Raw genomic sequence first — 23,791 nt, forward strand, 5'->3', positions numbered from 1 at the left:
AACTTCTACTCAATCGACGGGGCGCGCAAGGCGCCCCGCGTCATAAGCGGGCGGCGTGATGCTGAACAAATACCCTCTGTGGAAATACATTCTGATCCTGGCGGTGCTAGCGGTCGGTCTGATTTATTCCGCTCCCAATCTATATCCTGATGACCCGGCCATTCAGGTCAGCGGTGCAAGCACTTCGCTGCAGGTCACTCAGGCTGATCTGGACCGTGTGGGCGCAGCGCTCAAGGAATCCGGGATCAACGTCAAGGCTGCCACTCTGGCAGCAAACGGCAAGGGCGGTCTGATTCGTCTGACCAAGGCTGAAGATCAGCTACCTGCCAAAGACGTCGTGCGCAAGGCATTGGGTGATGACTACGTCGTTGCACTGAACCTGGCACAAACCACCCCGCAATGGCTGCGCAGCCTGGCCGCGCACCCGATGAAGCTGGGGCTGGACTTGTCCGGTGGTGTGCACTTCCTGCTGGAAGTGGACATGGACAAAGCCCTCGACGCTCGCTTGAAAGTGTACGAAGGCGATGTGAAGAGCCTGTTGCGTAAAGAGAAACTGCGCTATCGCAGCCTGCCGCAACTCAACGGTGCCATTCAGCTGGGCTTCACTGATGAAGCAACCCGCGAACAAGCCCGTGCGCTGATCCGCAAGAGCTTCAACGATTTCGACATTGTTCCGGCCGACCTCAATGGCCAACCGGTACTGCGTCTGGCGATGACCCCGGCCAAGCTGGCGGAAATCCGTGAATACTCCATCAAGCAGAACTTGACCACGGTACGTAACCGCGTCAACGAGCTGGGTGTTGCCGAGCCAATCGTTCAGCGTCAGGGCGCCAACCGCATCGTGGTTGAGCTGCCGGGCGTGCAGGACACTGCCGAAGCCAAGCGTATCCTCGGCAAGACGGCCAACCTTGAGTTCCGTCTGGCTGCTGAGCCAGGTGCTTCGAAAGCCACTTCCGAAACTTTCGAGTTCCGTGAAGGCAATCGTCCGCCAGCACAGATCGAGCGTGGCTTGATCATCACTGGCGACCAGGTGACTGACGCCAAGGCTGGCTTCGGCGAGCACGGCACGCCAGAAGTGAACATCCGTCTGGATGGTCACGGTGGCGAGCTGATGAGTCGTGCGACTCGCAGCAACGTCGGTCGCAGCATGGCAGTGATCTTTATCGAGCAACGTCCGGTTACCACTTACGTCAAGCAAGTGGTTAACGGCGTCGAGAAAGACGTACCGGTCCAGACGTTCAAGGAAGAGAAGAAGATCATCAGCCTGGCGACCATCCAGTCGCCGCTGGGTGCTCAGTTCCGCATCACTGGCCTGAACGGCCAGGGCGAGTCGTCCGAACTGGCGCTGCTGTTGCGTGCCGGTGGTCTGGCTGCACCGATGTACTTCGCTGAAGAGCGCACCATTGGCCCAAGCCTGGGTGCCGACAACATCATCAAAGGTATCGATGCATCGCTGTGGGGCATGCTGTTTGTCTCGCTGTTCATCATCGCCATCTACCGCTTCTTCGGCATCATCGCCACCGTCGCTCTGGCGGTGAACATGGTGCTGCTGCTGGCCCTGATGTCGCTGTTGGGTGCAACGCTGACCCTGCCGGGTATCGCCGGTATCGTGTTGACCATGGGTATGGCTGTCGACGCCAACGTTCTGATCTTCTCGCGGATACGTGAAGAGATCGCGGCGGGCATGACCGTACAACGGGCAATCAACGAAGGCTTCGGCCGGGCATTTACCGCGATTCTCGACGCCAACCTGACAACCTTGTTGGTCGGCGGGATTCTCTTTGCGATGGGCACCGGCCCGGTCAAAGGTTTCGCAGTGACCATGTCCCTCGGGATCTTTACCTCGATGTTCACGGCCATCATGGTGACCCGCGCGATGGTCAACCTGATCTTCGGCGGTCGTGACTTCAAGAAGTTGTGGATTTAAGGGGCTGCCATGTTACGTACAATCAACTTCATGGGCGTTCGCAACTTTGCGTTCGGCGTCACATTGTTCCTTACCGCGCTGGCTTTGTTCAGCGTCGCCACCAAGGGCATGAACTGGGGCCTGGACTTCACCGGCGGTACGCTCATCGAGCTGACCTACGAGCGTCCGGCCGATGTCACCAAGGTGCGTGAGCAGCTGGCCACTTCGGGTTATCACGAGGCAATCGTGCAGAGCTTCGGTGCGACTACCGATCTGCTGGTGCGCATGCCAGGTGAAGATCCGCAGTTGGGTCATCAAGTGGCAGAAGCGCTGCTGAAAGTCGGCGGCGACAACCCGGCGACGGTCAAGCGCGTCGAATTCGTCGGTCCTCAGGTCGGTGAAGAGCTGCGCGACCAAGGCGGCCTCGGCATGCTGATGGCGTTGGGCGGCATCCTGATCTACCTGGCTTTCCGCTTTCAGTGGAAGTTTGCGGTCGGTGCCATCGTTTCGCTGATTCACGACGTGATCGTGACCATCGGTATTCTGTCGTTCTTCCAGATCACCTTCGACCTGACGGTGCTGGCGGCGGTATTGGCGATCATTGGTTACTCGCTCAACGACACCATCGTGGTATTCGACCGGGTTCGTGAGAACTTCCGCGTACTGCGCAAGGCGTCCTTGATCGACAACATCAACATCTCGACCACGCAAACCCTGCTGCGGACCATGGCGACGTCGATCTCCACCTTGCTGGCGATCGCGGCCCTGTTGTTCTTTGGTGGCGACAACCTGTTCGGCTTCTCCATCGCGCTGTTTGTCGGTGTATTGGCGGGTACTTACTCGTCGATCTACATCGCCAACGTCGTGCTGATCTGGCTGAACCTGAGCACTGAGGATCTGATTCCTACAGTGGCTACCGATAAGGAAGTCGACGACCGCCCATAACGGCTATCGTTTTCCAGCTGTCGGCCAAAAAGGCGCGAGTATTGAACTCGCGCCTTTTTTTATGCTCCAAGGCTGGGAGAAGCGCGGGCTTGTCCCGCATGTGATGGTCAGGAGGTTCATGTGAACAAGTCGTTGCTGGTTGGTGCGGTATTGGGTGCTGTCGGTGTAACTGCCGGGGGTGCTGTTGCCACCTACAGCCTGGTTAAAAGCGGCCCTGAGTATGCGCAAGTTCTAGCCGTTGAACCGGTCAAGACACAAATCAAGACGCCACGTGAAGTGTGCAAGGACGTTGCAGTAACCCGGCAAGCGCCGGTGAAAGATCAACACCAGATCGCCGGTACCGTATTGGGTGCCGTGGCAGGTGGTTTGCTCGGTAATCAGATCGGTGGTGGCACCGGCAAGAAGATTGCCACCGTAGCAGGTGCAGTTGGCGGTGGTTACGCGGGCAACAAGGTCCAGGAAGGTATGCAGAATCGTGATACCTACACCACGACTCAGACGCGGTGTAACACCGTGAATGACATCAGCGACAAGGTCGTAGGTTACGACGTCCGTTATTCGCTGGACGGCAAGGAAGGCAAAGTGCGGATGGATCGCGATCCGGGCAACCAGATTCCGGTCGACAAGGAAGGCAAACTGGTCCTGGGGCAGAATGAGCCGGCTCAGTAAATAGCTGAAATTCAGATTCAAAAAGAAGCACCCTGCGGGGTGCTTTTTTTTTGTCTGGAATGCAGGCTCGAAGTCACCACGAGACCCTGTGGGAGCGAGCTTGCTCGCGATGACGGCGTGTCAGTCGACATCAATGGTGGATGTCAGGTCGCCATCGCGAGCAAGCTCGCTCCCACAGGGATCTGTGGTGTTGTCAGTAGTAAATTCCAGGCATAAAAAAAGCACCCCGAGGGGTGCTTTTTTGTGGCTGCTCGCTTAGCGTTTCAGCGAGGCCGGCAGGTGCGGCTGGATGGCCGTCAGTACTGCTTTGAAGCATTTGGTGTTACCGGCAACAACGTGGCCTTTCTCAAGGAAGTCGTGACCGCCGGTGAAGTCGCTCACCAGGCCGCCTGCTTCCTGAATCAGCAGTGCGCCTGCAGCCATGTCCCACTCGGACAGGCCCGACTCCCAGAATGCGTCGAAACGGCCGGCCGCTACGTAAGCCAGGTCCAGGCTCGCCGAGCCAGCGCGGCGGATGCCGGCAGTCTGGCCAACCAGGGCGCGGAACATGCCCAGGTAGTTGTCGAGGTTGTCCATCTGGTCATCGCGGAACGGGAAGCCGGTACCCAGCAGGGCGCCGTCCAGGCTGGTGCGGCCGCTGACGCGCAGACGACGACCGTTCAGTTGAGCGCCGCGACCACGGCTGGCGGTGAATTCTTCCTGGCGAACCGGGTCCAGAACAACAGCGTGTTCCAGGCGACCGCGGTATTTGCAGGCGATGCTGACGGCGAAGTGAGGAATGCCGCGCAGGAAGTTGGTGGTGCCGTCCAGTGGGTCAATGATCCACAGGTAGTCTTCGCCTTCGCCGCTACCCGGGTGCATGCCGGTTTCTTCACCGAGAATGCCGTGGGTAGGGTAGGCCTTGCGCAGCGCGTCGATGATTTTCTGCTCGGCGGCGCGATCCACCTCGGATACATAATCCTTGGCGTCTTTTTCGTCGACCTTGATGGTATCCAGGCGCTCGATGGAGCGGAAGATCAATTCACTGGCGCTGCGGGCGGCGCGCAGCGCGATATTCAGCATGGGCTGCATGGATGTGTCACCTAAGGTTGTTAAAGAAAGCCGGGCATTCTATCAGAACTTTTCTACAGGTGAAGGTCGGTGTTCGGTTTCGTAGCTTAACGGTAGGATGAACTGTAAGATTCTGCTCCCCATTTCTGTGTTCGAGAGCGCCTCCCTTGCTGCATAACATTCGTGTCGTCCTGGTCAATACCAGCCATCCCGGGAATATCGGCGGGGCTGCGCGTGCCATGAAGAACATGGGCCTGTCGCGGCTGGTGCTGGTCGAACCGCGGCTGTTCCCGCATCACGAAGCCGATGCTCGTGCTTCCGGTGCCGGTGACATCCTTGAAAACGCGCAAGTCGTCGCCACCTTGGAAGATGCCTTGGTTGGCTGCAATCTGGTGCTCGGCACCAGCGCCCGTGACCGTCGCATTCCCTGGCCGTTGCTCGATCCCCGCGAATGCGGTGTGAAAGTGGTCGAGGAGGCCGCGTCGGGTGCCGAGATTGCCTTGGTCTTTGGTCGTGAAGATTCCGGCCTGACCAATGAAGAGCTGCAGCGATGTCATTATCACGTGCACATCCCATCAGACCCTGAGTTCAGCTCGCTGAACCTTGGGGCAGCGGTGCAGGTGTTGAGCTATGAAGTGCGTATGTCCTGGCTCGCGGCCCAAGGTCAGCCGAGCAAGGTCGAGAAGGATGAGGTGGCGTCCACCAAAAGTGGTGAGCTGGCGACCATGGATGAGCTGGAGCGATTCTATGAGCACCTGGAGCAAACCCTGGTGGCCATTGAATTCCTCGATCCGGAAAAACCACGGCACTTGATGGCGCGCCTGCGCCGGTTGTACGGACGCAGCTCGGTCAGCCGGGCGGAAATGAATATATTGCGTGGCATCCTCACGGAAACCCAGAAAGCGGCCCGTGGCGAGCTTCTTAAGCGGAAGGATTAAAAATGTTCGAGCGTTTGCGTGAAGATATCCAGAGTGTTTTCCATCGTGATCCGGCAGCGCGCAACGCCTTTGAAGTTCTGACGTGCTACCCGGGCATGCACGCCATTTGGATCCACCGCTTGTCGTCTGCCCTGTGGGGCATGGGCTGGAAGTGGCTGGCGCGACTGGTGTCGAACTTCGGTCGCTGGTTGACCGGGATTGAGATTCATCCGGGTGCCAAGGTCGGTCGTCGCTTCTTTATCGACCATGGCATGGGCATCGTCATCGGTGAAACCGCTGAGATCGGCAATGACGTCACCCTTTATCAGGGCGTGACGCTTGGTGGCACCAGCTGGAATAAGGGCAAGCGTCACCCGACTCTTGAAGATGGCGTAGTGGTAGGGGCGGGCGCCAAGGTGCTCGGCCCGTTCACTGTTGGCGCGGGGGCCAAGGTCGGTTCCAACGCCGTGGTGACCAAGGCTGTGCCGGCCGGGGCGACAGTGGTCGGTATTCCGGGGCGGATCATCGTCAAATCCGATGAAGAGCAGGATGCCAAGCGCAAGGCCATGGCCGAGAAGATCGGTTTCGATGCCTACGGTGTTGGTGAAGACATGCCGGACCCGGTGGCGCGTGCCATCAATCAGTTGCTCGATCATTTGCAGGCGGTTGATGGCCGTCTGGAGGGGATGTGCGGGGCGCTGAAGGATCTGGGCAGCAACTACTGCGCCAAGGACCTGCCTGAGTTGCGCGAAGAAGACTTCGCCTGCGTGAAAGATAAAGACGAAACGAAGGCCGGTTGAGGTCGATGTAGGAGCTGCCGAAGGCTGCGATCTTTTGATTCTGGCTTTTAAAGAGCAAAGTCAAAAGATCGCAGCCTTCGGCGGCTCCTACACAGGTCGCATTTAGGCAATGGCACAGCGCCGACCGGTGTGCCATTAGGCCGCAGACCCTGATATGATGCGCGCGCTCTTTTGCGGGTAATCCTGACTAAAGCACTAGGTCTTATAGTTGACTTAAATACTCGGGAATTGCATACTCGCCCCATTCTGAACTCCGTGGTAATTGTCCATGCGACTGACTACAAAAGGCCGATACGCCGTGACCGCCATGCTTGACCTGGCGTTACATGCGCAGCACGGGCCGGTGTCCCTGGCCGATATCTCCGAGCGCCAAGGCATCTCCCTGTCCTACCTCGAACAGCTTTTCGCCAAATTGCGCCGCAGCAATCTGGTATCCAGCGTCCGCGGTCCAGGCGGCGGCTATCAGCTGTCGCGCGACATGCAGGGTATCCAGGTCGCCCAGGTGATCGATGCGGTGAACGAATCGGTCGATGCCACCAAATGCCAAGGCCAAGGTGATTGCCATCAAGGCGATACCTGTCTGACCCACCACTTGTGGTGCGATCTGAGCCTGCAGATTCACGAATTTCTCAGCGGTATCAGCTTGGCTGACCTTGTCACTCGCCGTGAGGTACAAGAAGTAGCCCAGCGTCAGGATCAGCGCCGTTGCAACAGCAAGGTGCCACGCCTGGACAAGATTGAAGCGTCCGCCGTCGAATGACAGCCAAAGAGCTAGCGGCACGCCAGCCAGCCTGATTTAGGAGATAGTCCATGAAATTGCCGATTTACCTTGATTACTCTGCGACCACCCCGGTTGATCCGCGTGTAGCGCAAAAAATGAGTGAATGCCTGCTGGTCGACGGAAACTTCGGTAACCCGGCGTCCCGTTCTCACGTGTTCGGCTGGAAAGCTGAAGAGTCCGTCGAAAACGCTCGTCGTCAGGTTGCTGACCTAGTCAACGCCGACCCGCGTGAAATCGTCTGGACCTCCGGTGCCACCGAGTCCGACAACCTGGCAATCAAGGGTGCGGCGCATTTCTATGCCACCAAAGGCAAACACCTGATCACCACCAAGATTGAGCACAAGGCTGTCCTCGACACCATGCGCCAACTGGAGCGTGAAGGCTTCGAAGTCACCTACCTCGAGCCTCGCACTGATGGTCTGGTCACTCCAGAGATGATCGAAGCTGCCCTGCGTGACGACACCATCCTGGTTTCGGTCATGCACGTGAACAACGAAATCGGCACCATCAACGATATCGAAGCCATCGGCGAACTGACCCGTTCCAAGGGCATCCTGTTCCACGTTGACGCTGCTCAGTCCACCGGCAAGGTCGATATCGACCTGTCGAAGCTGAAAGTCGACATGATGTCGTTCTCTGCCCACAAAACCTACGGCCCTAAAGGCATCGGCGCACTGTACGTGAGCCGCAAGCCGCGTGTTCGCATCGAAGCGACCATGCACGGCGGCGGTCACGAACGTGGCATGCGTTCCGGCACCCTGGCGACCCACCAGATCGTCGGCATGGGTGAAGCTTTCCGCGTAGCCAAGGAAGATATGGCTGCCGAGAACATCCGCATCAAGGCCTTGAGCGACCGTTTCTTCAAGCAGGTCGAAGGCCTGGAAGAGCTGTACATCAATGGCAGCATGACCGCCCGCGTACCGCACAACCTGAATCTGAGCTTCAACTACGTTGAAGGCGAGTCGCTGATCATGGCGCTCAAGGATCTGGCGGTTTCGTCCGGTTCGGCCTGCACCTCGGCTTCCCTTGAGCCTTCGTACGTACTGCGCGCCCTGGGCCGCAACGACGAACTGGCACACAGCTCGATTCGCTTCACCTTCGGCCGTTTCACTACCGAAGAAGAAATCGACTACGCCGCGCAGAAAGTCTGCGAGGCCGTTACCAAGCTGCGCACTCTGTCGCCGCTGTGGGACATGTACAAAGACGGTGTCGACATTTCGAAAATCGAGTGGGCGGCACACTGATTTCAAGTCGCCGCAAACCGGCCCTGTAAGACGCAGGTTTTCAGGGCTTAAGAGCGACTCTCTGATGAGTGAGGATTAAGAATCATGGCTTACAGCGAAAAGGTCATCGACCACTACGAGAACCCGCGCAACGTCGGCAAGATGGACGCGGAAGACCCTGATGTCGGCACCGGCATGGTCGGCGCTCCGGCGTGCGGCGACGTGATGCGTCTGCAGATCAAGGTCAACGAGCAAGGCATCATCGAAGACGCCAAGTTCAAGACCTACGGTTGCGGTTCGGCTATCGCTTCCAGCTCCCTGGCGACCGAGTGGATGAAAGGCAAGACTCTGGATGAAGCAGAGACCATCAAAAACACTCAGCTGGCCGAAGAACTGGCTCTGCCTCCAGTAAAAATTCACTGCTCCGTACTTGCTGAAGACGCTATCAAAGCGGCCGTTCGCGACTACAAGCAGAAGAAAGGCTTGATCTGACTTTCAAGTTTTGGCGACGAGTAAGGAGTCACCGATGGCTATCAGCATGACAGAAGCGGCTGCTCAACACGTGCGACGCTCCCTCAACGGGCGCGGCAAAGGTGAAGGGATTCGTCTGGGTGTTCGCACCACAGGCTGTTCCGGCCTTGCCTACGTGCTGGAGTTTGTCGACGAGGTGGTTGCAGAGGATCAGGTGTTCGAAAGTCACGGCGAGAAAGTGATCATCGACCCGAAAAGCCTGTCCTACCTGGACGGCACCGAACTCGATTTCGTCAAGGAAGGGTTGAACGAAGGCTTCAAGTTCAACAATCCCAACGTACGCGGTGAATGTGGCTGCGGCGAAAGCTTCAACATCTGAGGCTGCGCGTGGGTACTCCTTGTCATTTCGCTTTATTTGAGCTGAAACCGAGCTTCCGTCTGGATCTCGATCAGTTGGCCACGCGCTACCGTGAGTTGGCGCGTGGTGTTCATCCGGACCGCTTTGCAGACGCTTCCGAGCGCGAGCAGCGGCTGGCGCTAGAGCAATCCGCGAGCCTCAACGAGGCCTACCAGACGCTCAAAAGTCCCCCAAAGCGCGCGCGTTACTTGCTCGCCATGGGCGGTCGCGAGCTGCCGCTGGAGGTCACGGTGCATGATCCGGAGTTTCTTCTGCAGCAGATGGAGCTGCGTGAAGAGCTCGAAGACCTGCAAGACAGCGCCGACCTGGCGGGTGTTGCAGTGTTCAAGCGTCGCCTGAAGACTGCGCAGGATGAACTGAACGAAAGCTTCGCAGCCTGTTGGGATGATGCTGCGCAACGTGAACAGGCCGAACGCCTGATGCGGCGCATGCAGTTCCTCGACAAGCTCACCTACGAAGTGCGCCAGTTAGAAGAGCGCCTCGACGATTAACCCAGTGCCGCTCCGGTCGCACGCCTGATATACAGATAAGTCCTGATAACGATGGCCCTACTGCAGATCGCCGAACCCGGCCAAAGTCCTCAACCGCACCAGCGTCGTCTGGCTGTGGGGATCGACTTGGGCACTACCAATTCGCTGGTCGCTGCATTGCGCAGTGGTCTTTCCGAACCTCTGGCTGACGCTGACGGGCAGGTCATCCTGCCGTCTGCCGTGCGCTACCACGCTGATCGCGTCGAAGTCGGCGAGTCGGCCAGGCTGGCTGCCGCCACCGACCCTTTGAACACCGTGCTGTCGGTCAAGCGCTTGATGGGTCGTGGTCTGTCCGACGTCAAGCAATTGGGCGATCAACTGCCGTATCGCTTTGTCGGCGGCGAATCGCACATGCCGTTCATCGACACGATTCAGGGCCCGAAAAGCCCGGTCGAAGTTTCCGCCGATATCCTTAAGGTGCTGCGTCAGCGCGCCGAAGCGACGTTGGGTGGCGAACTGGTAGGCGCGGTGATCACCGTTCCGGCCTATTTCGACGATGCTCAGCGTCAAGCCACCAAGGATGCGGCCAAGCTGGCCGGTCTGAACGTACTGCGTTTGCTCAATGAACCAACCGCTGCCGCTGTGGCTTACGGTCTGGATCAGCACGCTGAAGGCCTGGTCGCTATTTATGACCTGGGTGGCGGCACCTTTGATATTTCAATTCTGCGCCTGACCGGCGGTGTGTTTGAGGTTTTGGCTACTGGCGGCGACAGCGCGCTGGGCGGCGATGACTTCGACCACGCAATCGCTGGCTGGATTATCGAGAGCGCCGGTCTGTCCGCCGACCTCGATCCGGGTGCGCAACGCCATCTGCTGCAAACCGCTTGTGCGGCCAAAGAAGCCCTGACCAATACCTCGACCGTTGAAGTCGCTTATGGCGACTGGAAAGCCGAGCTGACCCGTGAAGCCTTTAATGCGCTGATCGAGCCGATGGTTGCTCGCAGTCTGAGAGCCTGTCGCCGCGCTGTGCGTGATTCCGGCATCGAGCTGGAAGAAGTGCATGCCGTGGTCATGGTCGGCGGTTCGACTCGCGTGCCTCGCGTCCGCGAAGCCGTCGCAGAAGCCTTCGGTCGCGAGCCGCTGACCGAAATCGATCCGGATCAAGTGGTGGCCATTGGTGCCGCGATCCAGGCCGATACTCTGGCTGGCAACAAGCGTGATGGCGATGAGTTGCTGTTGCTTGACGTGATTCCGTTGTCCCTGGGGCTGGAAACCATGGGCGGACTGATGGAGAAGGTGATTCCACGCAACACCACCATCCCTGTCGCCCGCGCTCAGGACTTCACGACTTATAAAGATGGCCAGTCGGCCATGGCGATCCACGTATTGCAGGGCGAGCGCGAGCTGATCAGCGACTGCCGTTCCCTGGCACGTTTCGAATTGCGCGGCATTCCGGCGATGGTGGCGGGTGCGGCGAAGATTCGCGTCACCTTCCAGGTCGATGCCGACGGTCTGCTCAGTGTTTCTGCCCGTGAGCTGGGTTCGGGTATTGAGGCCAGCATCCAGGTCAAACCGTCCTACGGTCTGACGGATGGCGAAATTGCCAAGATGCTCAAGGACTCGTTCCAGCACGCCAACGACGACAAGGTCGCTCGAGTGTTGCGTGAGCAGCAGGTCGATGCCCAGCGCCTGATCGAAGCGGTGCAGGGCGCCCTCGATGTCGATGGCGAGCGCTTGCTCGACGCCGAAGAGCGCATGGTCATCGAATTGCAGATGCAGGAACTGACCGAATTGATGAAAGGCACCGATGGTTACGCCATCGAGCAGCAGACCAAGCGTCTGTCGCAAGTGACCGACGCCTTTGCTGCCCGCCGCCTGGACTCGACGGTGAAAGCCGCGCTGGCGGGGCGCAACCTGAATGAGATTGAGGAATAACGATGCCGCAGGTCATTTTTCTGCCACACGATAAGTTCTGCCCGGAAGGTATGGTTGTGGAGGCTGAGCCTGGCACATCCATTCTCGAGCTGGCCCACGAACACCATATCGAGATGGAAAGCGCCTGTGGCGGCGTCTGCGCCTGCACCACCTGCCACTGCATCATCCGCGAAGGTTTCGACTCGCTGGAAGAAGCGGATGAGCTGGAAGAAGACTTTCTTGATCGTGCCTGGGGTCTGGAGGCGCAATCGCGTCTAGGCTGTCAGGCGATCGTCGGAAATGAAGACCTGACTGTCGAAATTCCGAAATACTCGCTCAACCATGCGGCCGAAGCGCCGCACTGATTCAAGGAACTGAAATGAGTCTGAAATGGGTTGATGTGCTGGAAATCGCGATCCAACTGGCTGAATCCAAGCCGGATGTGGACCCGCGTTACGTGAACTTCGTCGATCTGCACAAATGGGTGCTGGCATTGCCGGAGTTCAGTGATGATCCGACCCGCGGTGGCGAGAAGGTGCTTGAAGCCATTCAGGCCGCCTGGATCGAAGAAGCAGACTGAGTCTGCGCCGTACGCAGTTAGGCAATACCAAAGAACCCGCGTATAATTCGCGGGTTTAATTTTTCGCAAATTACCGTTTCTGGAGTTACACCATGGCTGTTCAACGTACTTTCTCCATCATCAAGCCTGACGCTGTTGCAAAAAACGTTATCGGCGAGATCACCACTCGTTTCGAAAAAGCTGGCCTGCGCGTTGTAGCTTCGAAACTGAAGCAACTGTCCAAAGCTGAAGCTGAAGGCTTCTACGCTGAGCACAGCGCTCGTGGTTTCTTCAACGACCTGGTTGCTTTCATGATCTCCGGTCCGGTTGTCGTTCAGGTTCTGGAAGGCGAAAACGCTATCGCTCTGAACCGTGAGCTGATGGGCGCTACCAACCCTAAAGAAGCTGCTGCCGGTACCATCCGCGCTGACTTCGCTGATTCGATCGACGCCAACGCTGTACACGGTTCGGACTCCGAAGCCGCTGCTGCTCGCGAAATCTCGTACTTCTTCGCAGCTACTGAAGTAACCACTCGCTAAGCATTGGCTTAAGAGTGAAGGTGAATCCATGACTACATCGACTGTAAAAACCAACCTGCTGGGTCTGACTCAGCTGGAAATGGAAAAATTCTTCGACTCAATCGGGGAGAAGCGTTTCCGTGCCGGTCAGGTAATGAAATGGATTCACCACCTTGGCGTCGATGATTTCGACGCCATGACGAACGTCAGCAAGGCCTTGCGCGACAAGCTCAAGGTTATTGCCGAGGTTCGTGGTCCTGAAGTGGTTAGCGAGGATATCTCCACCGACGGCACCCGTAAGTGGGTGGTGCGCGTGGCGTCCGGCAGCTGCGTCGAGACCGTGTACATTCCCCAGGGCAAACGCGGCACTTTGTGCGTTTCGTCCCAGGCAGGCTGTGCCCTGGATTGCAGTTTCTGCTCCACCGGCAAGCAAGGTTTCAACAGCAACCTCACTGCCGCCGAAGTCATCGGCCAGGTGTGGATTGCCAATAAATCGTTCGGCAGCATCCCGGCGACCGCCGACCGTGCCATCACCAACGTGGTGATGATGGGCATGGGTGAGCCGCTGCTGAACTTCGACAACGTCGTGGCTGCCATGCATCTGATGATGGATGACCTGGGCTATGGGATCTCCAAGCGCCGCGTAACCCTGTCTACATCGGGTGTGGTGCCGATGATCGATGAGCTGTCCAAGCACATCGACGTCTCCCTGGCGTTGTCCCTGCACGCACCGAACGACGCATTGCGTAACCAATTGGTACCGATCAACAAGAAGTATCCGCTTAAGATGCTGCTCGAGTCGTGCCAGCGCTACATGTCGTCCCTGGGCGAGAAGCGCGTGCTGACCATTGAGTACACCTTGCTCAAGGACATCAACGACAAGGTTGAACATGCCGTTGAAATGATCGAGTTGCTCAAGAACATCCCGTGCAAGATCAACCTGATTCCGTTCAACCCGTTCCCGCATTCCGGTTACGAGCGTCCGAGCAATAACGCGATTCGTCGTTTCCAGGATCAGCTTCACCATGCCGGCTTCAATGTCACCGTACGCACCACTCGCGGTGAAGACATCGATGCCGCGTGTGGCCAATTGGTAGGACAGGTGCTGGATCGCACCCGTCGCAGCGAGCGTTATATCGCCGTGCGTGAGTTAAGCGCCGAAAACGATATCGCACAGAACGCTGCGAACAATAATTAAGAGAGGATCTCTATGTCCCTGCGCTTCGCGCTGCTTTTGCTGTTGGCCAGCCTGTGTGCTGGTTGTGTCCTGTCGGGCGATTTCAACCCGATGAAGACCAGCAAGGGCCGCGATGAGGCGCGCGTTGCCTATGTGCAGCTGGGCTTGGGGTACTTGCAGCAGGGCATGACCGAACGGGCGAAAGTACCGTTGAAGAAAGCGCTGGATCTGGATGACTCGGATCCGGATGCCAACGCTGCGCTGGGTCTGGTATTCCAGGCCGAGATGGAGCCGGAGCTGGCGGATCAGCATTTTCGCAAGGCGCTGTCTTCCCGCCCCAACGATGCGCGAATCCTGAACAACTACGGCAGTTTTCTTTACGAAGAGAAACGGTACAAAGAGGCGTACGAGCGCTTTGAACAGGCCGCCGCCGATACCTTGTATCCTGAGCGTTCGCGGGTGTTCGAGAACCTTGGAATGACCGCTTCGAAGCTGGGGCAGCGCGATCTGGCGCAGCAGCAGCTGGAAAAATCCCTGCGTTTGAATCGCCAACAGCCAAGAGCATTGCTGGAAATGGCTGAGTTGTCCTTCGAAGACAGGCATTATGTGCCCGCGCGTGACTATTACGATCGTTTTAGCCAGCTCACCGAGCAAAATGCACGTAGTCTATTGCTCGGCGTTCGGCTGGCAAAAGTGTTTGATGATCGCGACAAGGCCGCCAGTTTTGGCCTGCAACTAAAACGACTCTATCCCGGTACGCCGGAATATCAGCAATACCTGTCGGAGCAATGATGAAAGCGGCGCATCCCGAAGTTGTAGCAGCGAATCGCGTTAATCCCGGTGAGACTTTGCGCCAGGCTCGCGAAAGCAATGGCTGGTCGCTGGCCGAAGTGGCCCTCAAGCTCAACCTCACCGTCAATTCCCTGAGCAATCTGGAAGCCGGCGCTTTCGACAAGCTGCCTGGGCATACCTTTGCTCGCGGTTATATTCGCGCCTACGCGAAATTGCTCGGCATGGATCAAACCGTACTGGTCCAACAGTTCGACCAATCCACCGGCACCGACTCCCAGGGCAGCAACGTTCATAGCCTGGGGCGTATCGAAGAGCCGGTTCGGGTTTCCCACACTATTTTGCGAATTGTCAGCCTGCTGTTGCTGATCGCAGTGATTGGTGGTGGATTTGTCTGGTGGCAGGATCAAACCTCATTGCGCACCAAAGACGTGACCAGCCTGAGCCCGGAACACGTTGAAGTCGAAGGCGCTGACGGCACCACCCAGATCCATCCGCTGGACGAGCCGGAAGACCAGGCCGTCGCGGAAGGTCAAGCTGAAGGTGGAACCGCGCTTGCGTTGCCGCAAGCCGAGACTTCGACTGATGCGTCGACCGAAGCTGAAGCGACTGCGCCTGCTGCACCGGTTGCACCAGCGCCAACGCCTGTTGCACCTGCCCACAGCACCGCTCCAGTTGTCGCGACTCCAGTCGCGACAGCCCCGACTGCTCCTGTTGTATCGACCCCGCCTGCGAGCGCTTCGGTTACTCCGACCATTCCCGCTCCAGCCGCGGCTGCTCCGGTTGCCGGCCAAGGCAAGGTTCAGCTGCAATTCACTGCCGATTGCTGGACGCAAGTGAGCGATGGCTCCGGCAAGGTGCTGTTGAGCGGTCTCAAGCGTAAAGGCGAAAACGTTTCCGTGAGCGGCAAGCCACCGTTTACCGTGCGTCTGGGCTTCGCCCGTGGCGCGCAGGTCAGCTACAACGGACAGGTGGTTGATGTCGCTCCGTTCACCAGTGGCGAGACTGCTCGCCTGAAGTTGGGTCAATAAGTCATGCACGGCGAATCTCCAATCAAACGTCGCGAATCCCGCAAAATCTGGGTCGGTAACGTGCCCGTTGGCGGCGATGCGCCTATCGCTGTGCAGAGCATGACCAACAGCGACACCAATGACGTCGCTGCCACCGTGGCCCAGATCAATCGTCTGGAAGCGGCTGGCGTCGATATCGTGCGCATTTCCGTGCCCGACATGGATGCCGCTGAAGCCTTCGGCAAGATCAAGAAGCTGGTCAAAGTACCTTTGGTTGCCGACATCCACTTCGACTACAAGATCGCTCTGCGCGTAGCCGAACTGGGCGTTGACTGCCTGCGAATCAACCCGGGCAACATCGGTCGCGAAGACCGCGTGCGTGCGGTAGTCGATGCCGCCCGTGATCGCGGGATTCCTATCCGCATCGGCGTGAACGCCGGTTCCCTGGAAAAAGACCTGCAAAAGAAATACGGCGAGCCGACCCCGGCTGCGCTGGTCGAGTCTGCTTTGCGTCACGTTGAGCATCTTGAACGCCTGAATTTCCAGGACTTCAAGGTCAGCGTGAAAGCCTCCGACGTGTTCATGGCCGTCGCCGCTTACCGCTTGCTGGCCAAGGAAATCGTCCAGCCGCTGCACCTGGGCATCACCGAAGCCGGTGGTTTGCGTTCAGGCACGGTGAAATCCGCCGTGGGCCTCGGTATGCTGCTCGCCGAAGGGATTGGCGATACTATTCGCATCTCGTTGGCGGCCGACCCGGTCGAGGAAGTGAAAGTCGGCTACGACATTCTCAAATCCCTGCATCTGCGTTCCCGTGGCATTAACTTCATCGCCTGCCCGAGCTGCTCGCGGCAGAACTTCGATGTGGTCAAAACCATGAACGAGCTGGAAGGGCGCCTTGAAGACTTGCTGGTGCCATTGGATGTTGCGGTCATTGGTTGCGTGGTCAACGGACCGGGCGAAGCCAAGGAAGCCCATATCGGCTTGACCGGCGGCACGCCAAACCTGATTTACATCGACGGCAAGCCGTCGCAGAAACTGACGAATGACAATCTGGTGGATGAGCTTGAACGCTTGATCCGTCAGAAAGCGGCCGAAAAGGTCGAAGCTGACGCAGCAGTCATTGCGCGCGGCTGAGTCGAACGAATTTAAGGATTTATAGTGAGCAAGTCTCTGCAAGCCATACGTGGCATGAACGACATCCTGCCCGAGCAGACTCCCCTGTGGCGTCATTTCGAAGGTACCGTCTCGCGTTTGCTGGATAACTACGGTTACAAGCAGATCCGCATGCCGATCGTCGAGTTCACCGAGCTGTTCAAGCGCTCCATCGGTGAAGTAACCGACATCGTCGAAAAAGAGATGTACACCTTCGACGACCGCAACGGCGACTCCCTGACCCTGCGCCCCGAAGGCACAGCGGCCTGCGTGCGTGCGGTGCTCGAGCACGGCATCACCGGCGGTGGTCAGGTGCAGAAACTCTGGTACATCGGTCCGATGTTCCGCCACGAACGTCCGCAGAAAGGCCGTTATCGCCAGTTCCACCAGATCGGTTGCGAAGTCTTCAACCTTGACGGTCCGGACATCGATGCCGAGCTGATCGTGCTGACCTGGCGCCTGTGGGGCGAGCTGGGCATCCGTGATGCGGTCAAGCTCGAACTCAACAGCCTGGGCACTGCCGAGTCCCGCGGTCGTTATCGCGAGGCGCTGGTCGAGTTCCTTTCGGCCCACCTGGACAAGCTGGACGAAGACAGCCAGCGCCGTCTGAAAACCAACCCTTTGCGGGTCCTGGATACCAAGAACGCTGACACTCAAGCCGTCCTGGTCGACGCGCCGAAAATGGCCGACTACCTCGACGAAGAATCCCGCGTGCACTTCGAGGGTCTCAAGGCTCGCCTGGACGCCGCCGGCATTCCTTACGTGATCAACCCGAAGCTGGTTCGCGGGCTTGATTACTACAGCAAGACCGTTTTCGAATGGGTCACCGACAAGCTGGGCGCCCAAGGCACCGTGTGTGCCGGTGGTCGTTACGACGGTCTGGTGGAGCAGATGGGCGGCAAGCCGACCCCGGGCGTTGGTTTCGCCATGGGCATCGAGCGCCTGGTGCTGCTGCTTGAAACCCTGGAGCAGATCCCGGAAGAGATTTCCCGTCAGGTCGACGTTTACCTCTGCGCTTTCGGTGAAGCCGCCGAGTTGGCCGGTCTAGCCCTGAGTGAACGTGTCCGTGATCAATTGCCCAACCTGCGCCTGCAAGTGAATGCCGGCGCCGGTAGCTTCAAAAGCCAGTTCAAGAAAGCCGACAAGAGCGGTGCGTTGTACGCGCTGATCCTCGGTGACGACGAAATGGCCCAGCAAGTGGTAGGTTTCAAACCCCTGCGTGGCCAGGGCGAACAACAAAGCATTGCCTGGGATGCGCTTGCTGCACACCTGGCCACCTGCGTCGTGCAGGGTTGAAGCTGTCAAACAGCCGATTTAGCGATTAAGGAGTATTGGGGTGTCGAGTACCGAAGACGAACAGCTGTCGGATTTGAAGGACTGGTGGACACGCAACGGCAAGCCCCTGGTCACTGGCGGCCTGTTGGCGCTGGTCATCGTGTTCGGCTGGCAGGCCTTTCACAAGTATCAGAGCAATCAGTCGCAAGGCGCCTCGATGCTCTATCAGCAACTGCTGGAAACCACGCTGACGCCAGACGGCAAGCCTGATGCCGCCCGTGTTGCGGACCTGGCCGGCAAGCTCAACAGCGAGTTCGGCGGTAGCGCTTACGCGCAGTACGGCAGCCTGTTCGTGGCAAAAGTCGCGGTCGACAGCGGCAAGCTGGATGACGCAGCCAGCGAGCTGAAAGCCATTGTTGCCAAACCGGCCAACCCGGCGCTGGGCGAAATTGCTCGTCAGCGTCTGGCGCAGGTGCTGGCCGCGCAGAACAAGGCCGATGAAGCCCTGAAACTGCTCGAAGGCGATGCCGATAAAGCATTCCTGGCCACTCGCGAAGAACTCAAAGGCGACCTGCTGGTGCAGTTGGGTCGTACCGATGAAGCGAACGCAGCGTATCAAAAAGCCAAGGCGGCACTGTCGGATGAAGCGGCAGTGGGTGGCCTACAAATCAAGCTGGACGACCTGGCCAAAGGGGATGCGTGACGTGATTCGTTGGAAACATGCAGCATTGCTGGCTCTGGCCATATTGGCCGCGGGTTGCAGCAGCAACAGCAAAAAAGAACTGCCACCGGCCGAGTTGACCGACTTTAAAGAAGAAGTGGTTCTGCACAAGCAGTGGAGTCGTTCGATCGGTGACGGTCAGGGCGATTCGTACAACATGCTGGTTCCGGCGATCGATGGCGATACCATCTATGCCGCCGACGTCACCGGTGTGGTGATGGCGATGGATCGCAGCAATGGCGACGTCAAATGGAAGAAAGATCTCGAACTGCCTGTTTCCGGCGCTGTCGGCGTCAGTTACGGTCTGCTCCTGATCGGTACGATCAAGGGTGAAATCGTTGCCCTGGACGCCATCAACGGTGAAGAGAAATGGCGCGCTCGCGTGTCCAGTGAAGTCCTCGCACCGCCGGCCAACAACGGTGATGTCGTTGTAGTTCAGACTCAGGATGACCGTCTGATCGGTCTGGATGCCGCTACCGGCACCCAGCGCTGGTTGTACGACAGTACTCCGGCGGTATTGACCCTGCGCGGCACCAGTGCGCCGATCGTCACCAACCGCCTCGCGGTGGCTGGTCTGTCGACCGGTAAAGTGGTCGCTCTCGATATTTCCAACGGCGTGCCGGTGTGGGAACAACGTGTAGCGATTCCACAAGGTCGTTCGGAACTGGAGCGCGTTGTCGATATCGACGGTGGCCTGCTGCTTTCCGGCGAAACGCTGTACGTCGCCAGCTACCAGGGTCGCGTTGCTGCACTGGATCTGCAAAGCGGTCGTCAGCTTTGGCAGCGTGATGCTTCCAGCTATGCCGGTGTCGCCCAGGGTTTTGGCAGCGTCTACGTGAGCCTGTCTTCGGGCACCGTTGAAGGCGTCGACGAACGTTCCACCACAGCCTTGTGGAGCAACGATTCGCTGGCCCGTCGTCAACTGTCGGCTCCGGAAGTGTTCTCCAGCTACGTTGCAGTCGGTGATATGGAAGGTTACCTGCATCTGCTGAGCCAGGTGGACGGTCGTTTCGTCGGCCGCGAGCGCATCGACAGCGACGGCCTGCGTGCCCGTCCGCTGGTGGTGGGTGACACGATTTATCTGTATGGCAACAGCGGCAAGCTGGAAGCCCTGACCATTAAGTAAAGGTTTGACTATGCTTGGGGTTAAACCCCAGGCAGCCCCGTTCGACGGGGTTCGCAGCGCCCTCAAGCGCTGCCCCGAGCACCAGCCGCTGCCTCGCAGCGGCTTTTGTATTTTCTGAAATAACGAAGTGGAGAGCCGCATGGTTCCCGTAATCGCCCTGGTGGGCCGACCGAACGTCGGCAAGTCCACCTTGTTCAACCGCCTGACCAGGACTCGCGACGCCATCGTCGGCGACTTGTCCGGTCTGACCCGTGATCGCCAATACGGTGAGGCCAAGTGGCAAGGGCGTTCCTACATTCTGGTCGACACCGGCGGTATCTCCGGTGACGAGCACGGTATGGACGAAAAAATGGCCGAGCAGTCGCTGCTGGCCATTGAAGAAGCGGATGTCGTTCTGTTCCTGGTAGATGCCAAGGCCGGTTTCACCGCCGCCGACCAGATGATCGCCGAGCATTTGCGCAAACGTAACAAGCGTTCTTACGTGGTTGCCAACAAGGTCGACAACATCGACCCTGAAATGGCCCGCGCCGAATTCGCCCCGTTGGGCATGGGCCACGCGATCCCGATCGCCGGTGCTCATGGTCGTGGCATCACCCAGATGCTGGAAATCGCCCTCAGCGACTTCCCGAAAGACGATGACGAGCTGGAAGAAGGCGAGGAAGAGATCGTTGCCGAAGGCGAGGAAGCCAAGCGCATTCCTGGCCCTAGCGAAAAAGACGGGATCAAGATCGCGATCATCGGCCGTCCGAACGTCGGCAAGTCGACGCTGGTCAACCGCATGCTCGGTGAAGACAGGGTGATCGTGTATGACGAACCCGGCACCACCCGCGACAGTATCTACATCCCGTTCGAGCGTAACGACGAGAAGTACACGCTGATCGACACCGCTGGTGTGCGCAAGCGCGGCAAGATCCACGAAGAAGTCGAAAAATTCTCCGTGGTCAAAACCCTGCAAGCGATCAAAGACGCCAACGTGGTGATCTTTGTGATGGACGCCCGCGAAGGCGTGGTCGATCACGATCTCAACCTGCTGGGCTTCGCCATTGAGTCGGGTCGTGCGCTGGTGATCGCGATCAACAAGTGGGACGGCATGACGCCGAGCGAGCGCGACTTCGTGAAGGTCGAGCTGCAACGTCGACTGTTCTTCGTTGACTACGCCGACATCCACTTCATCTCGGCCCTGCACGGCACGGGCGTGGGCAACCTCTACGCCTCCGTACAGAACTCGTTCAAGTCTGCGGTCACCCGCTGGCCAACCAACCGCCTGACCACGATTCTGGAAGATGCGGTTGGTGAGCACGCGCCACCGATGGTCAACAACCGTCGGATCAAGCTGCGTTATGCCCACTTGGGTGGTGCTAACCCGCCGATCATCGTGATTCACGGTAACCAGATCGAGAAAGTGCCGAAGTCTTACGTGCGCTATCTGGAAAACACTTATCGTCGTGTCTTGAAGCTGGTCGGTACTCCGATCCGCATCGAGTTCAAGGGCGGCGAGAACCCGTACGAAGGCAACAAGAATTCGCTCACCGACCGCCAGGTCAACAAGAAGCGTCGGATGATGTCGCACCACAAGAAAGCCGACAAGAAGCGCCGCGACAAGCGCTGATTCACAGCCCAACACACATTTGTGTGTGGGCTAATGTGGCGAGGGAGCTTGCTCCCGCTCGACTGCGCAGCAGTCGCAAAACCGGCCGACGCGTTCTACCTGAACGATCTCGGTTGCAGATATTGGGACCGCTACGCGCTCCAGCGGGAGCAAGCTCCCTCGCCACAGGTTATGTGTGAATGTTTTGAAGGAAGGGCGCCAGCAGGCGCCCTTTTTTTATGGGCGCTGGATGGGCTATCCTCGGGCTCTCCCGCGCCGCCGTAGAGCCGGGTGTAGAGCAGGGAATCACCGATGATCACCAGTAAGCTGCCGAATGTCGGCATCACTATCTTCACTCAGATGTCTCAGCTCGCGGCGCAAACCGGGGCGCTGAATCTGTCCCAGGGTTTTCCCGATTTCGATGCGCCGCAGGCCCTGTGCGATGCGGTCGGTCGGCATATCGCCAGTGGCCATAACCAGTATTCGCCGATGACCGGCCTTCCGGCATTGCGTCAGCAGATTGCGGCGAAGATTGCCCGCAGCTACGGCGTCAATGTGGATGCCGACCATGAAGTGACAGTCACGCCCGGTGCAACCCAGGCGATTTTTTGCGCCATTCAAGCGGTTATCCACAGCGGCGACGAAGTGATCGTGTTCGATCCGGCCTACGACAGTTATGAACCTTCGGTTGAACTGGCCGGTGGTCGCTGCGTTCACGTGCAGTTGGGCCTGAATGACTTCGCCATCGACTTCCAGAAGCTGGGTGAAGCCATTACGCCGCGCACGCGGATGATCATCCTCAACACCCCACATAACCCAAGCGGTGCACTGATCAGTCGTGCCGAGCTGGATCAGCTGGCGGCGTTGATTCGCGACCGCGACATCTATGTCATCAGTGATGAGGTCTACGAACACCTGGTGTTCGATGGCGTGCCTCACGTCAGCGTGCTGAATCACGAAGAACTGTATCCGCGAGCATTCGTGGTCAGTTCCTTTGGCAAGACCTATCACGTCACTGGCTGGAAAACCGGCTACGTGGTCGCACCGCCGGCCCTCACAGCGGAGCTGCGCAAGGTTCACCAATACGTCAGTTTCTGCGGCGTGACGCCGTTGCAATACGCCTTGGCCGACTTCATGGCCGAGCACCCGGAACACGTTGAAGAACTGCCGGCTTTCTATCAGGCCAAGCGCGATCTGTTCTGCGATCTGTTGGCGCCGTCGCGCTTCAGTTTCACCCGAGTGGCCGGCACGTATTTCCAATTGGTCGATTACTCGCAGATCCGCCCGGACCTCAATGATGTCGAGATGGCGTTGTGGATGACCCGCGAACATGGCGTGGCAAGCATCCCGATCTCGGTGTTCTACCAGACTCCACCCGAAGGCCAGCGCCTGGTGCGCCTGTGCTTCGCCAAACGCGAGGAGACCCTGCGTGAAGCAGCGGCAAAACTATGCGTGATCTGAGTGCACTGCCCAATCTGAACATCGCGCTGATCCAGACCACCCTGGCCTGGCACGATCGTCAGGCCAACCTGGAGCATTTCGAGTCGTTGCTGGAACAGGCTCGCGGCGCTGACCTGATCATCCTGCCGGAGATGTTCACCACCGGTTTCTCGATGGAGTCCGAGACCCTTGCCGAGTCGGAAAACGGTCCGACCAGCAAATGGCTGCGGGTTCAGGCAGCGAAACTGGATGCAGTGATCACCGGCAGCGTGATCGTCCAGGCAGCTGACGGCAGCCATCGCAATCGCCTGTTGTGGGCGCGACCGGATGGGGAGGTGTGGCACTACGACAAGCGCCATCTGTTCCGCATGGCCGGCGAGCACAACCACTTCACCCCCGGCGAGCGACAGGTGCAGTTCGAACTCAAGGGTTGGCGAGTGCGTCCGCTGATTTGCTACGACCTGCGCTTCCCGGTCTGGAGCCGCGATGCTCAGGACACCGATTTGCTGCTGTACACCGCCAACTGGCCGGGGGCACGGCGTCAGCACTGGAACCGTTTGCTGCCAGCGCGGGCGATTGAAAATCTTTGCTACGTAGCGGCGGTGAATCGCATTGGTACTGACGGTAAAGGTTTTGCGTATACCGGTGACAGCCAGGTGCTGGATTTTCAGGGCGAGACGTTACTCAGTGCGGGCGAGGCTGACGGGGTGTTCAAGGTCGTTCTGGACGCGGCGGAACTGGCGGCTTATCGCACACGCTTTCCGGCGAATCTGGATGCGGATACGTTCGAGTTCACCTGAGATTTTCGCTGTCTGAACTGGCCTCATCGCGAGCAAGCTCGCTCCCACAGTTGATCGATGTGAACACAAGTT

25 protein-coding genes are annotated in these 23,791 nt (G+C 58.5%); 24 read left to right on the top strand and 1 reads right to left on the bottom strand.

All coding sequences use genetic code 11. From position 1 onward, the window contains the following. The first annotated feature begins 58 nt into the window (after positions 1 to 58). From secD to ACA079_RS04940, 3 genes are all read left to right on the top strand, one after another. Entirely contained in the window at positions 59 to 1,927 is a 1,869-nt protein-coding gene (gene secD, locus ACA079_RS04930; RefSeq protein WP_497702766.1) for a protein translocase subunit SecD, read from the top strand. A 9-nt stretch (positions 1,928 to 1,936) separates the two neighbouring features. Beyond that, a complete protein-coding gene (gene secF, locus ACA079_RS04935; protein WP_497702767.1) occupies positions 1,937 to 2,851 on the top strand; it encodes a protein translocase subunit SecF in 915 nt (304 codons plus the stop codon). A 120-nt stretch (positions 2,852 to 2,971) separates the two neighbouring features. Beyond that, the gene (locus ACA079_RS04940) at positions 2,972 to 3,520 is read left to right on the top strand and encodes a glycine zipper 2TM domain-containing protein (protein ID WP_497632991.1); all 549 of its coding nucleotides are present in this window, start codon (positions 2,972 to 2,974) and stop codon (positions 3,518 to 3,520) included. A 255-nt stretch (positions 3,521 to 3,775) separates the two neighbouring features. On the opposite strand, the gene suhB is transcribed toward ACA079_RS04940, so the two are convergent. Continuing rightward, the gene (gene suhB, locus ACA079_RS04945) at positions 3,776 to 4,591 is read right to left on the bottom strand and encodes a type III secretion system regulator SuhB (protein WP_033061458.1); all 816 of its coding nucleotides are present in this window, start codon (positions 4,589 to 4,591) and stop codon (positions 3,776 to 3,778) included. A 146-nt stretch (positions 4,592 to 4,737) separates the two neighbouring features. On the opposite strand from suhB, the gene trmJ reads away from it, so the two are divergent. From trmJ to ACA079_RS05050, 21 genes are all read left to right on the top strand, one after another. Next, on the top strand, positions 4,738 to 5,508 hold the full coding sequence (trmJ, locus tag ACA079_RS04950) for a tRNA (cytosine(32)/uridine(32)-2'-O)-methyltransferase TrmJ (protein ID WP_010457884.1): 771 nt from the start codon (positions 4,738 to 4,740) through the stop codon (positions 5,506 to 5,508). 2 nt (positions 5,509 to 5,510) lie between these two features. Continuing rightward, entirely contained in the window at positions 5,511 to 6,287 is a 777-nt protein-coding gene (gene cysE, locus ACA079_RS04955) for a serine O-acetyltransferase (protein WP_497702768.1), read from the top strand. 268 nt (positions 6,288 to 6,555) lie between these two features. Then, positions 6,556 to 7,047: a Fe-S cluster assembly transcriptional regulator IscR gene (gene iscR, locus ACA079_RS04960; protein ID WP_007974010.1), complete on the top strand. Its 492-nt coding sequence runs from the start codon at positions 6,556 to 6,558 to the stop codon at positions 7,045 to 7,047. A gap of 50 nt (positions 7,048 to 7,097) precedes the next feature. Next, positions 7,098 to 8,312, top strand: a complete 1,215-nt coding sequence (locus ACA079_RS04965; RefSeq protein ID WP_415773373.1) for an IscS subfamily cysteine desulfurase — start codon at positions 7,098 to 7,100, stop codon at positions 8,310 to 8,312. Positions 8,313 to 8,396: 84 nt separating this feature from the next. Next, entirely contained in the window at positions 8,397 to 8,783 is a 387-nt protein-coding gene (gene iscU / locus ACA079_RS04970; RefSeq protein WP_003443374.1) for a Fe-S cluster assembly scaffold IscU, read from the top strand. A 34-nt stretch (positions 8,784 to 8,817) separates the two neighbouring features. Further along, the gene (gene iscA, locus ACA079_RS04975) at positions 8,818 to 9,141 is read left to right on the top strand and encodes an iron-sulfur cluster assembly protein IscA (protein ID WP_054045385.1); all 324 of its coding nucleotides are present in this window, start codon (positions 8,818 to 8,820) and stop codon (positions 9,139 to 9,141) included. A gap of 8 nt (positions 9,142 to 9,149) precedes the next feature. After that, entirely contained in the window at positions 9,150 to 9,671 is a 522-nt protein-coding gene (hscB, locus tag ACA079_RS04980) for a co-chaperone HscB (RefSeq protein WP_008070981.1), read from the top strand. Between the two features lie 51 nt (positions 9,672 to 9,722). Continuing rightward, positions 9,723 to 11,585: a Fe-S protein assembly chaperone HscA gene (hscA, locus tag ACA079_RS04985; protein WP_497702769.1), complete on the top strand. Its 1,863-nt coding sequence runs from the start codon at positions 9,723 to 9,725 to the stop codon at positions 11,583 to 11,585. 2 nt (positions 11,586 to 11,587) lie between these two features. Then, on the top strand, positions 11,588 to 11,929 hold the full coding sequence (fdx, locus tag ACA079_RS04990; protein ID WP_282481871.1) for an ISC system 2Fe-2S type ferredoxin: 342 nt from the start codon (positions 11,588 to 11,590) through the stop codon (positions 11,927 to 11,929). A 14-nt stretch (positions 11,930 to 11,943) separates the two neighbouring features. Continuing rightward, positions 11,944 to 12,144, top strand: a complete 201-nt coding sequence (iscX, locus tag ACA079_RS04995; protein ID WP_008147746.1) for a Fe-S cluster assembly protein IscX — start codon at positions 11,944 to 11,946, stop codon at positions 12,142 to 12,144. Positions 12,145 to 12,236: 92 nt separating this feature from the next. Beyond that, positions 12,237 to 12,662, top strand: a complete 426-nt coding sequence (gene ndk, locus ACA079_RS05000) for a nucleoside-diphosphate kinase (RefSeq protein ID WP_007903599.1) — start codon at positions 12,237 to 12,239, stop codon at positions 12,660 to 12,662. Between the two features lie 28 nt (positions 12,663 to 12,690). Next, positions 12,691 to 13,839, top strand: a complete 1,149-nt coding sequence (gene rlmN, locus ACA079_RS05005; protein ID WP_033061468.1) for a dual-specificity RNA methyltransferase RlmN — start codon at positions 12,691 to 12,693, stop codon at positions 13,837 to 13,839. A 12-nt stretch (positions 13,840 to 13,851) separates the two neighbouring features. Beyond that, the gene (pilW, locus tag ACA079_RS05010) at positions 13,852 to 14,610 is read left to right on the top strand and encodes a type IV pilus biogenesis/stability protein PilW (RefSeq protein ID WP_497702770.1); all 759 of its coding nucleotides are present in this window, start codon (positions 13,852 to 13,854) and stop codon (positions 14,608 to 14,610) included. Then, on the top strand, positions 14,610 to 15,638 hold the full coding sequence (locus tag ACA079_RS05015) for a RodZ domain-containing protein (protein WP_497702771.1): 1,029 nt from the start codon (positions 14,610 to 14,612) through the stop codon (positions 15,636 to 15,638). Before pilW ends, ACA079_RS05015 begins: the two co-directional genes overlap by 1 nt. Before the next feature lie 3 nt (positions 15,639 to 15,641). Next, the gene (gene ispG, locus ACA079_RS05020) at positions 15,642 to 16,751 is read left to right on the top strand and encodes a flavodoxin-dependent (E)-4-hydroxy-3-methylbut-2-enyl-diphosphate synthase (protein ID WP_008147751.1); all 1,110 of its coding nucleotides are present in this window, start codon (positions 15,642 to 15,644) and stop codon (positions 16,749 to 16,751) included. A 24-nt stretch (positions 16,752 to 16,775) separates the two neighbouring features. Next, complete coding sequence (hisS, locus tag ACA079_RS05025; RefSeq protein WP_033061472.1) at positions 16,776 to 18,065, top strand: histidine--tRNA ligase; 1,290 nt, start codon at positions 16,776 to 16,778, stop codon at positions 18,063 to 18,065. Between the two features lie 40 nt (positions 18,066 to 18,105). Further along, positions 18,106 to 18,747 (top strand): tetratricopeptide repeat protein, encoded by a 642-nt coding sequence (locus tag ACA079_RS05030; RefSeq protein ID WP_033061474.1) that lies wholly within the window; start codon positions 18,106 to 18,108, stop codon positions 18,745 to 18,747. Next, positions 18,740 to 19,891, top strand: coding sequence for an outer membrane protein assembly factor BamB (bamB, locus tag ACA079_RS05035; protein ID WP_497702772.1), 1,152 nt, complete (start codon positions 18,740 to 18,742; stop codon positions 19,889 to 19,891). The genes ACA079_RS05030 and bamB overlap by 8 nt, the downstream gene beginning before the upstream one ends. Before the next feature lie 139 nt (positions 19,892 to 20,030). Next, entirely contained in the window at positions 20,031 to 21,500 is a 1,470-nt protein-coding gene (gene der / locus ACA079_RS05040; protein WP_046046039.1) for a ribosome biogenesis GTPase Der, read from the top strand. Between the two features lie 291 nt (positions 21,501 to 21,791). After that, the gene (locus ACA079_RS05045; protein WP_497702773.1) at positions 21,792 to 22,940 is read left to right on the top strand and encodes a pyridoxal phosphate-dependent aminotransferase; all 1,149 of its coding nucleotides are present in this window, start codon (positions 21,792 to 21,794) and stop codon (positions 22,938 to 22,940) included. Next, entirely contained in the window at positions 22,928 to 23,719 is a 792-nt protein-coding gene (locus ACA079_RS05050; protein ID WP_497702774.1) for an amidohydrolase, read from the top strand. Before ACA079_RS05045 ends, ACA079_RS05050 begins: the two co-directional genes overlap by 13 nt. Positions 23,720 to 23,791 lie beyond the last annotated feature (72 nt).

This window comes from Pseudomonas sp. LBUM1645, from assembly GCF_059716185.1.

Coding starts and splice junctions, on each gene's coding strand:
- secD (WP_497702766.1), top strand. CDS start 59: ATGCTGAACAAATACCCTCTGTGGAAATACATTCTGATCCTGGCGGTG.
- secF (WP_497702767.1), top strand. CDS start 1,937: ATGTTACGTACAATCAACTTCATGGGCGTTCGCAACTTTGCGTTCGGC.
- suhB (WP_033061458.1), bottom strand. CDS start 4,591: ATGCAGCCCATGCTGAATATCGCGCTGCGCGCCGCCCGCAGCGCCAGT.
- cysE (WP_497702768.1), top strand. CDS start 5,511: ATGTTCGAGCGTTTGCGTGAAGATATCCAGAGTGTTTTCCATCGTGAT.
- iscR (WP_007974010.1), top strand. CDS start 6,556: ATGCGACTGACTACAAAAGGCCGATACGCCGTGACCGCCATGCTTGAC.
- ACA079_RS04965 (WP_415773373.1), top strand. CDS start 7,098: ATGAAATTGCCGATTTACCTTGATTACTCTGCGACCACCCCGGTTGAT.
- iscU (WP_003443374.1), top strand. CDS start 8,397: ATGGCTTACAGCGAAAAGGTCATCGACCACTACGAGAACCCGCGCAAC.
- iscA (WP_054045385.1), top strand. CDS start 8,818: ATGGCTATCAGCATGACAGAAGCGGCTGCTCAACACGTGCGACGCTCC.
- hscA (WP_497702769.1), top strand. CDS start 9,723: ATGGCCCTACTGCAGATCGCCGAACCCGGCCAAAGTCCTCAACCGCAC.
- fdx (WP_282481871.1), top strand. CDS start 11,588: ATGCCGCAGGTCATTTTTCTGCCACACGATAAGTTCTGCCCGGAAGGT.
- iscX (WP_008147746.1), top strand. CDS start 11,944: ATGAGTCTGAAATGGGTTGATGTGCTGGAAATCGCGATCCAACTGGCT.
- ndk (WP_007903599.1), top strand. CDS start 12,237: ATGGCTGTTCAACGTACTTTCTCCATCATCAAGCCTGACGCTGTTGCA.
- rlmN (WP_033061468.1), top strand. CDS start 12,691: ATGACTACATCGACTGTAAAAACCAACCTGCTGGGTCTGACTCAGCTG.
- pilW (WP_497702770.1), top strand. CDS start 13,852: ATGTCCCTGCGCTTCGCGCTGCTTTTGCTGTTGGCCAGCCTGTGTGCT.
- ACA079_RS05015 (WP_497702771.1), top strand. CDS start 14,610: ATGAAAGCGGCGCATCCCGAAGTTGTAGCAGCGAATCGCGTTAATCCC.
- ispG (WP_008147751.1), top strand. CDS start 15,642: ATGCACGGCGAATCTCCAATCAAACGTCGCGAATCCCGCAAAATCTGG.
- bamB (WP_497702772.1), top strand. CDS start 18,740: ATGCGTGACGTGATTCGTTGGAAACATGCAGCATTGCTGGCTCTGGCC.
- der (WP_046046039.1), top strand. CDS start 20,031: ATGGTTCCCGTAATCGCCCTGGTGGGCCGACCGAACGTCGGCAAGTCC.
- ACA079_RS05045 (WP_497702773.1), top strand. CDS start 21,792: ATGATCACCAGTAAGCTGCCGAATGTCGGCATCACTATCTTCACTCAG.
- ACA079_RS05050 (WP_497702774.1), top strand. CDS start 22,928: ATGCGTGATCTGAGTGCACTGCCCAATCTGAACATCGCGCTGATCCAG.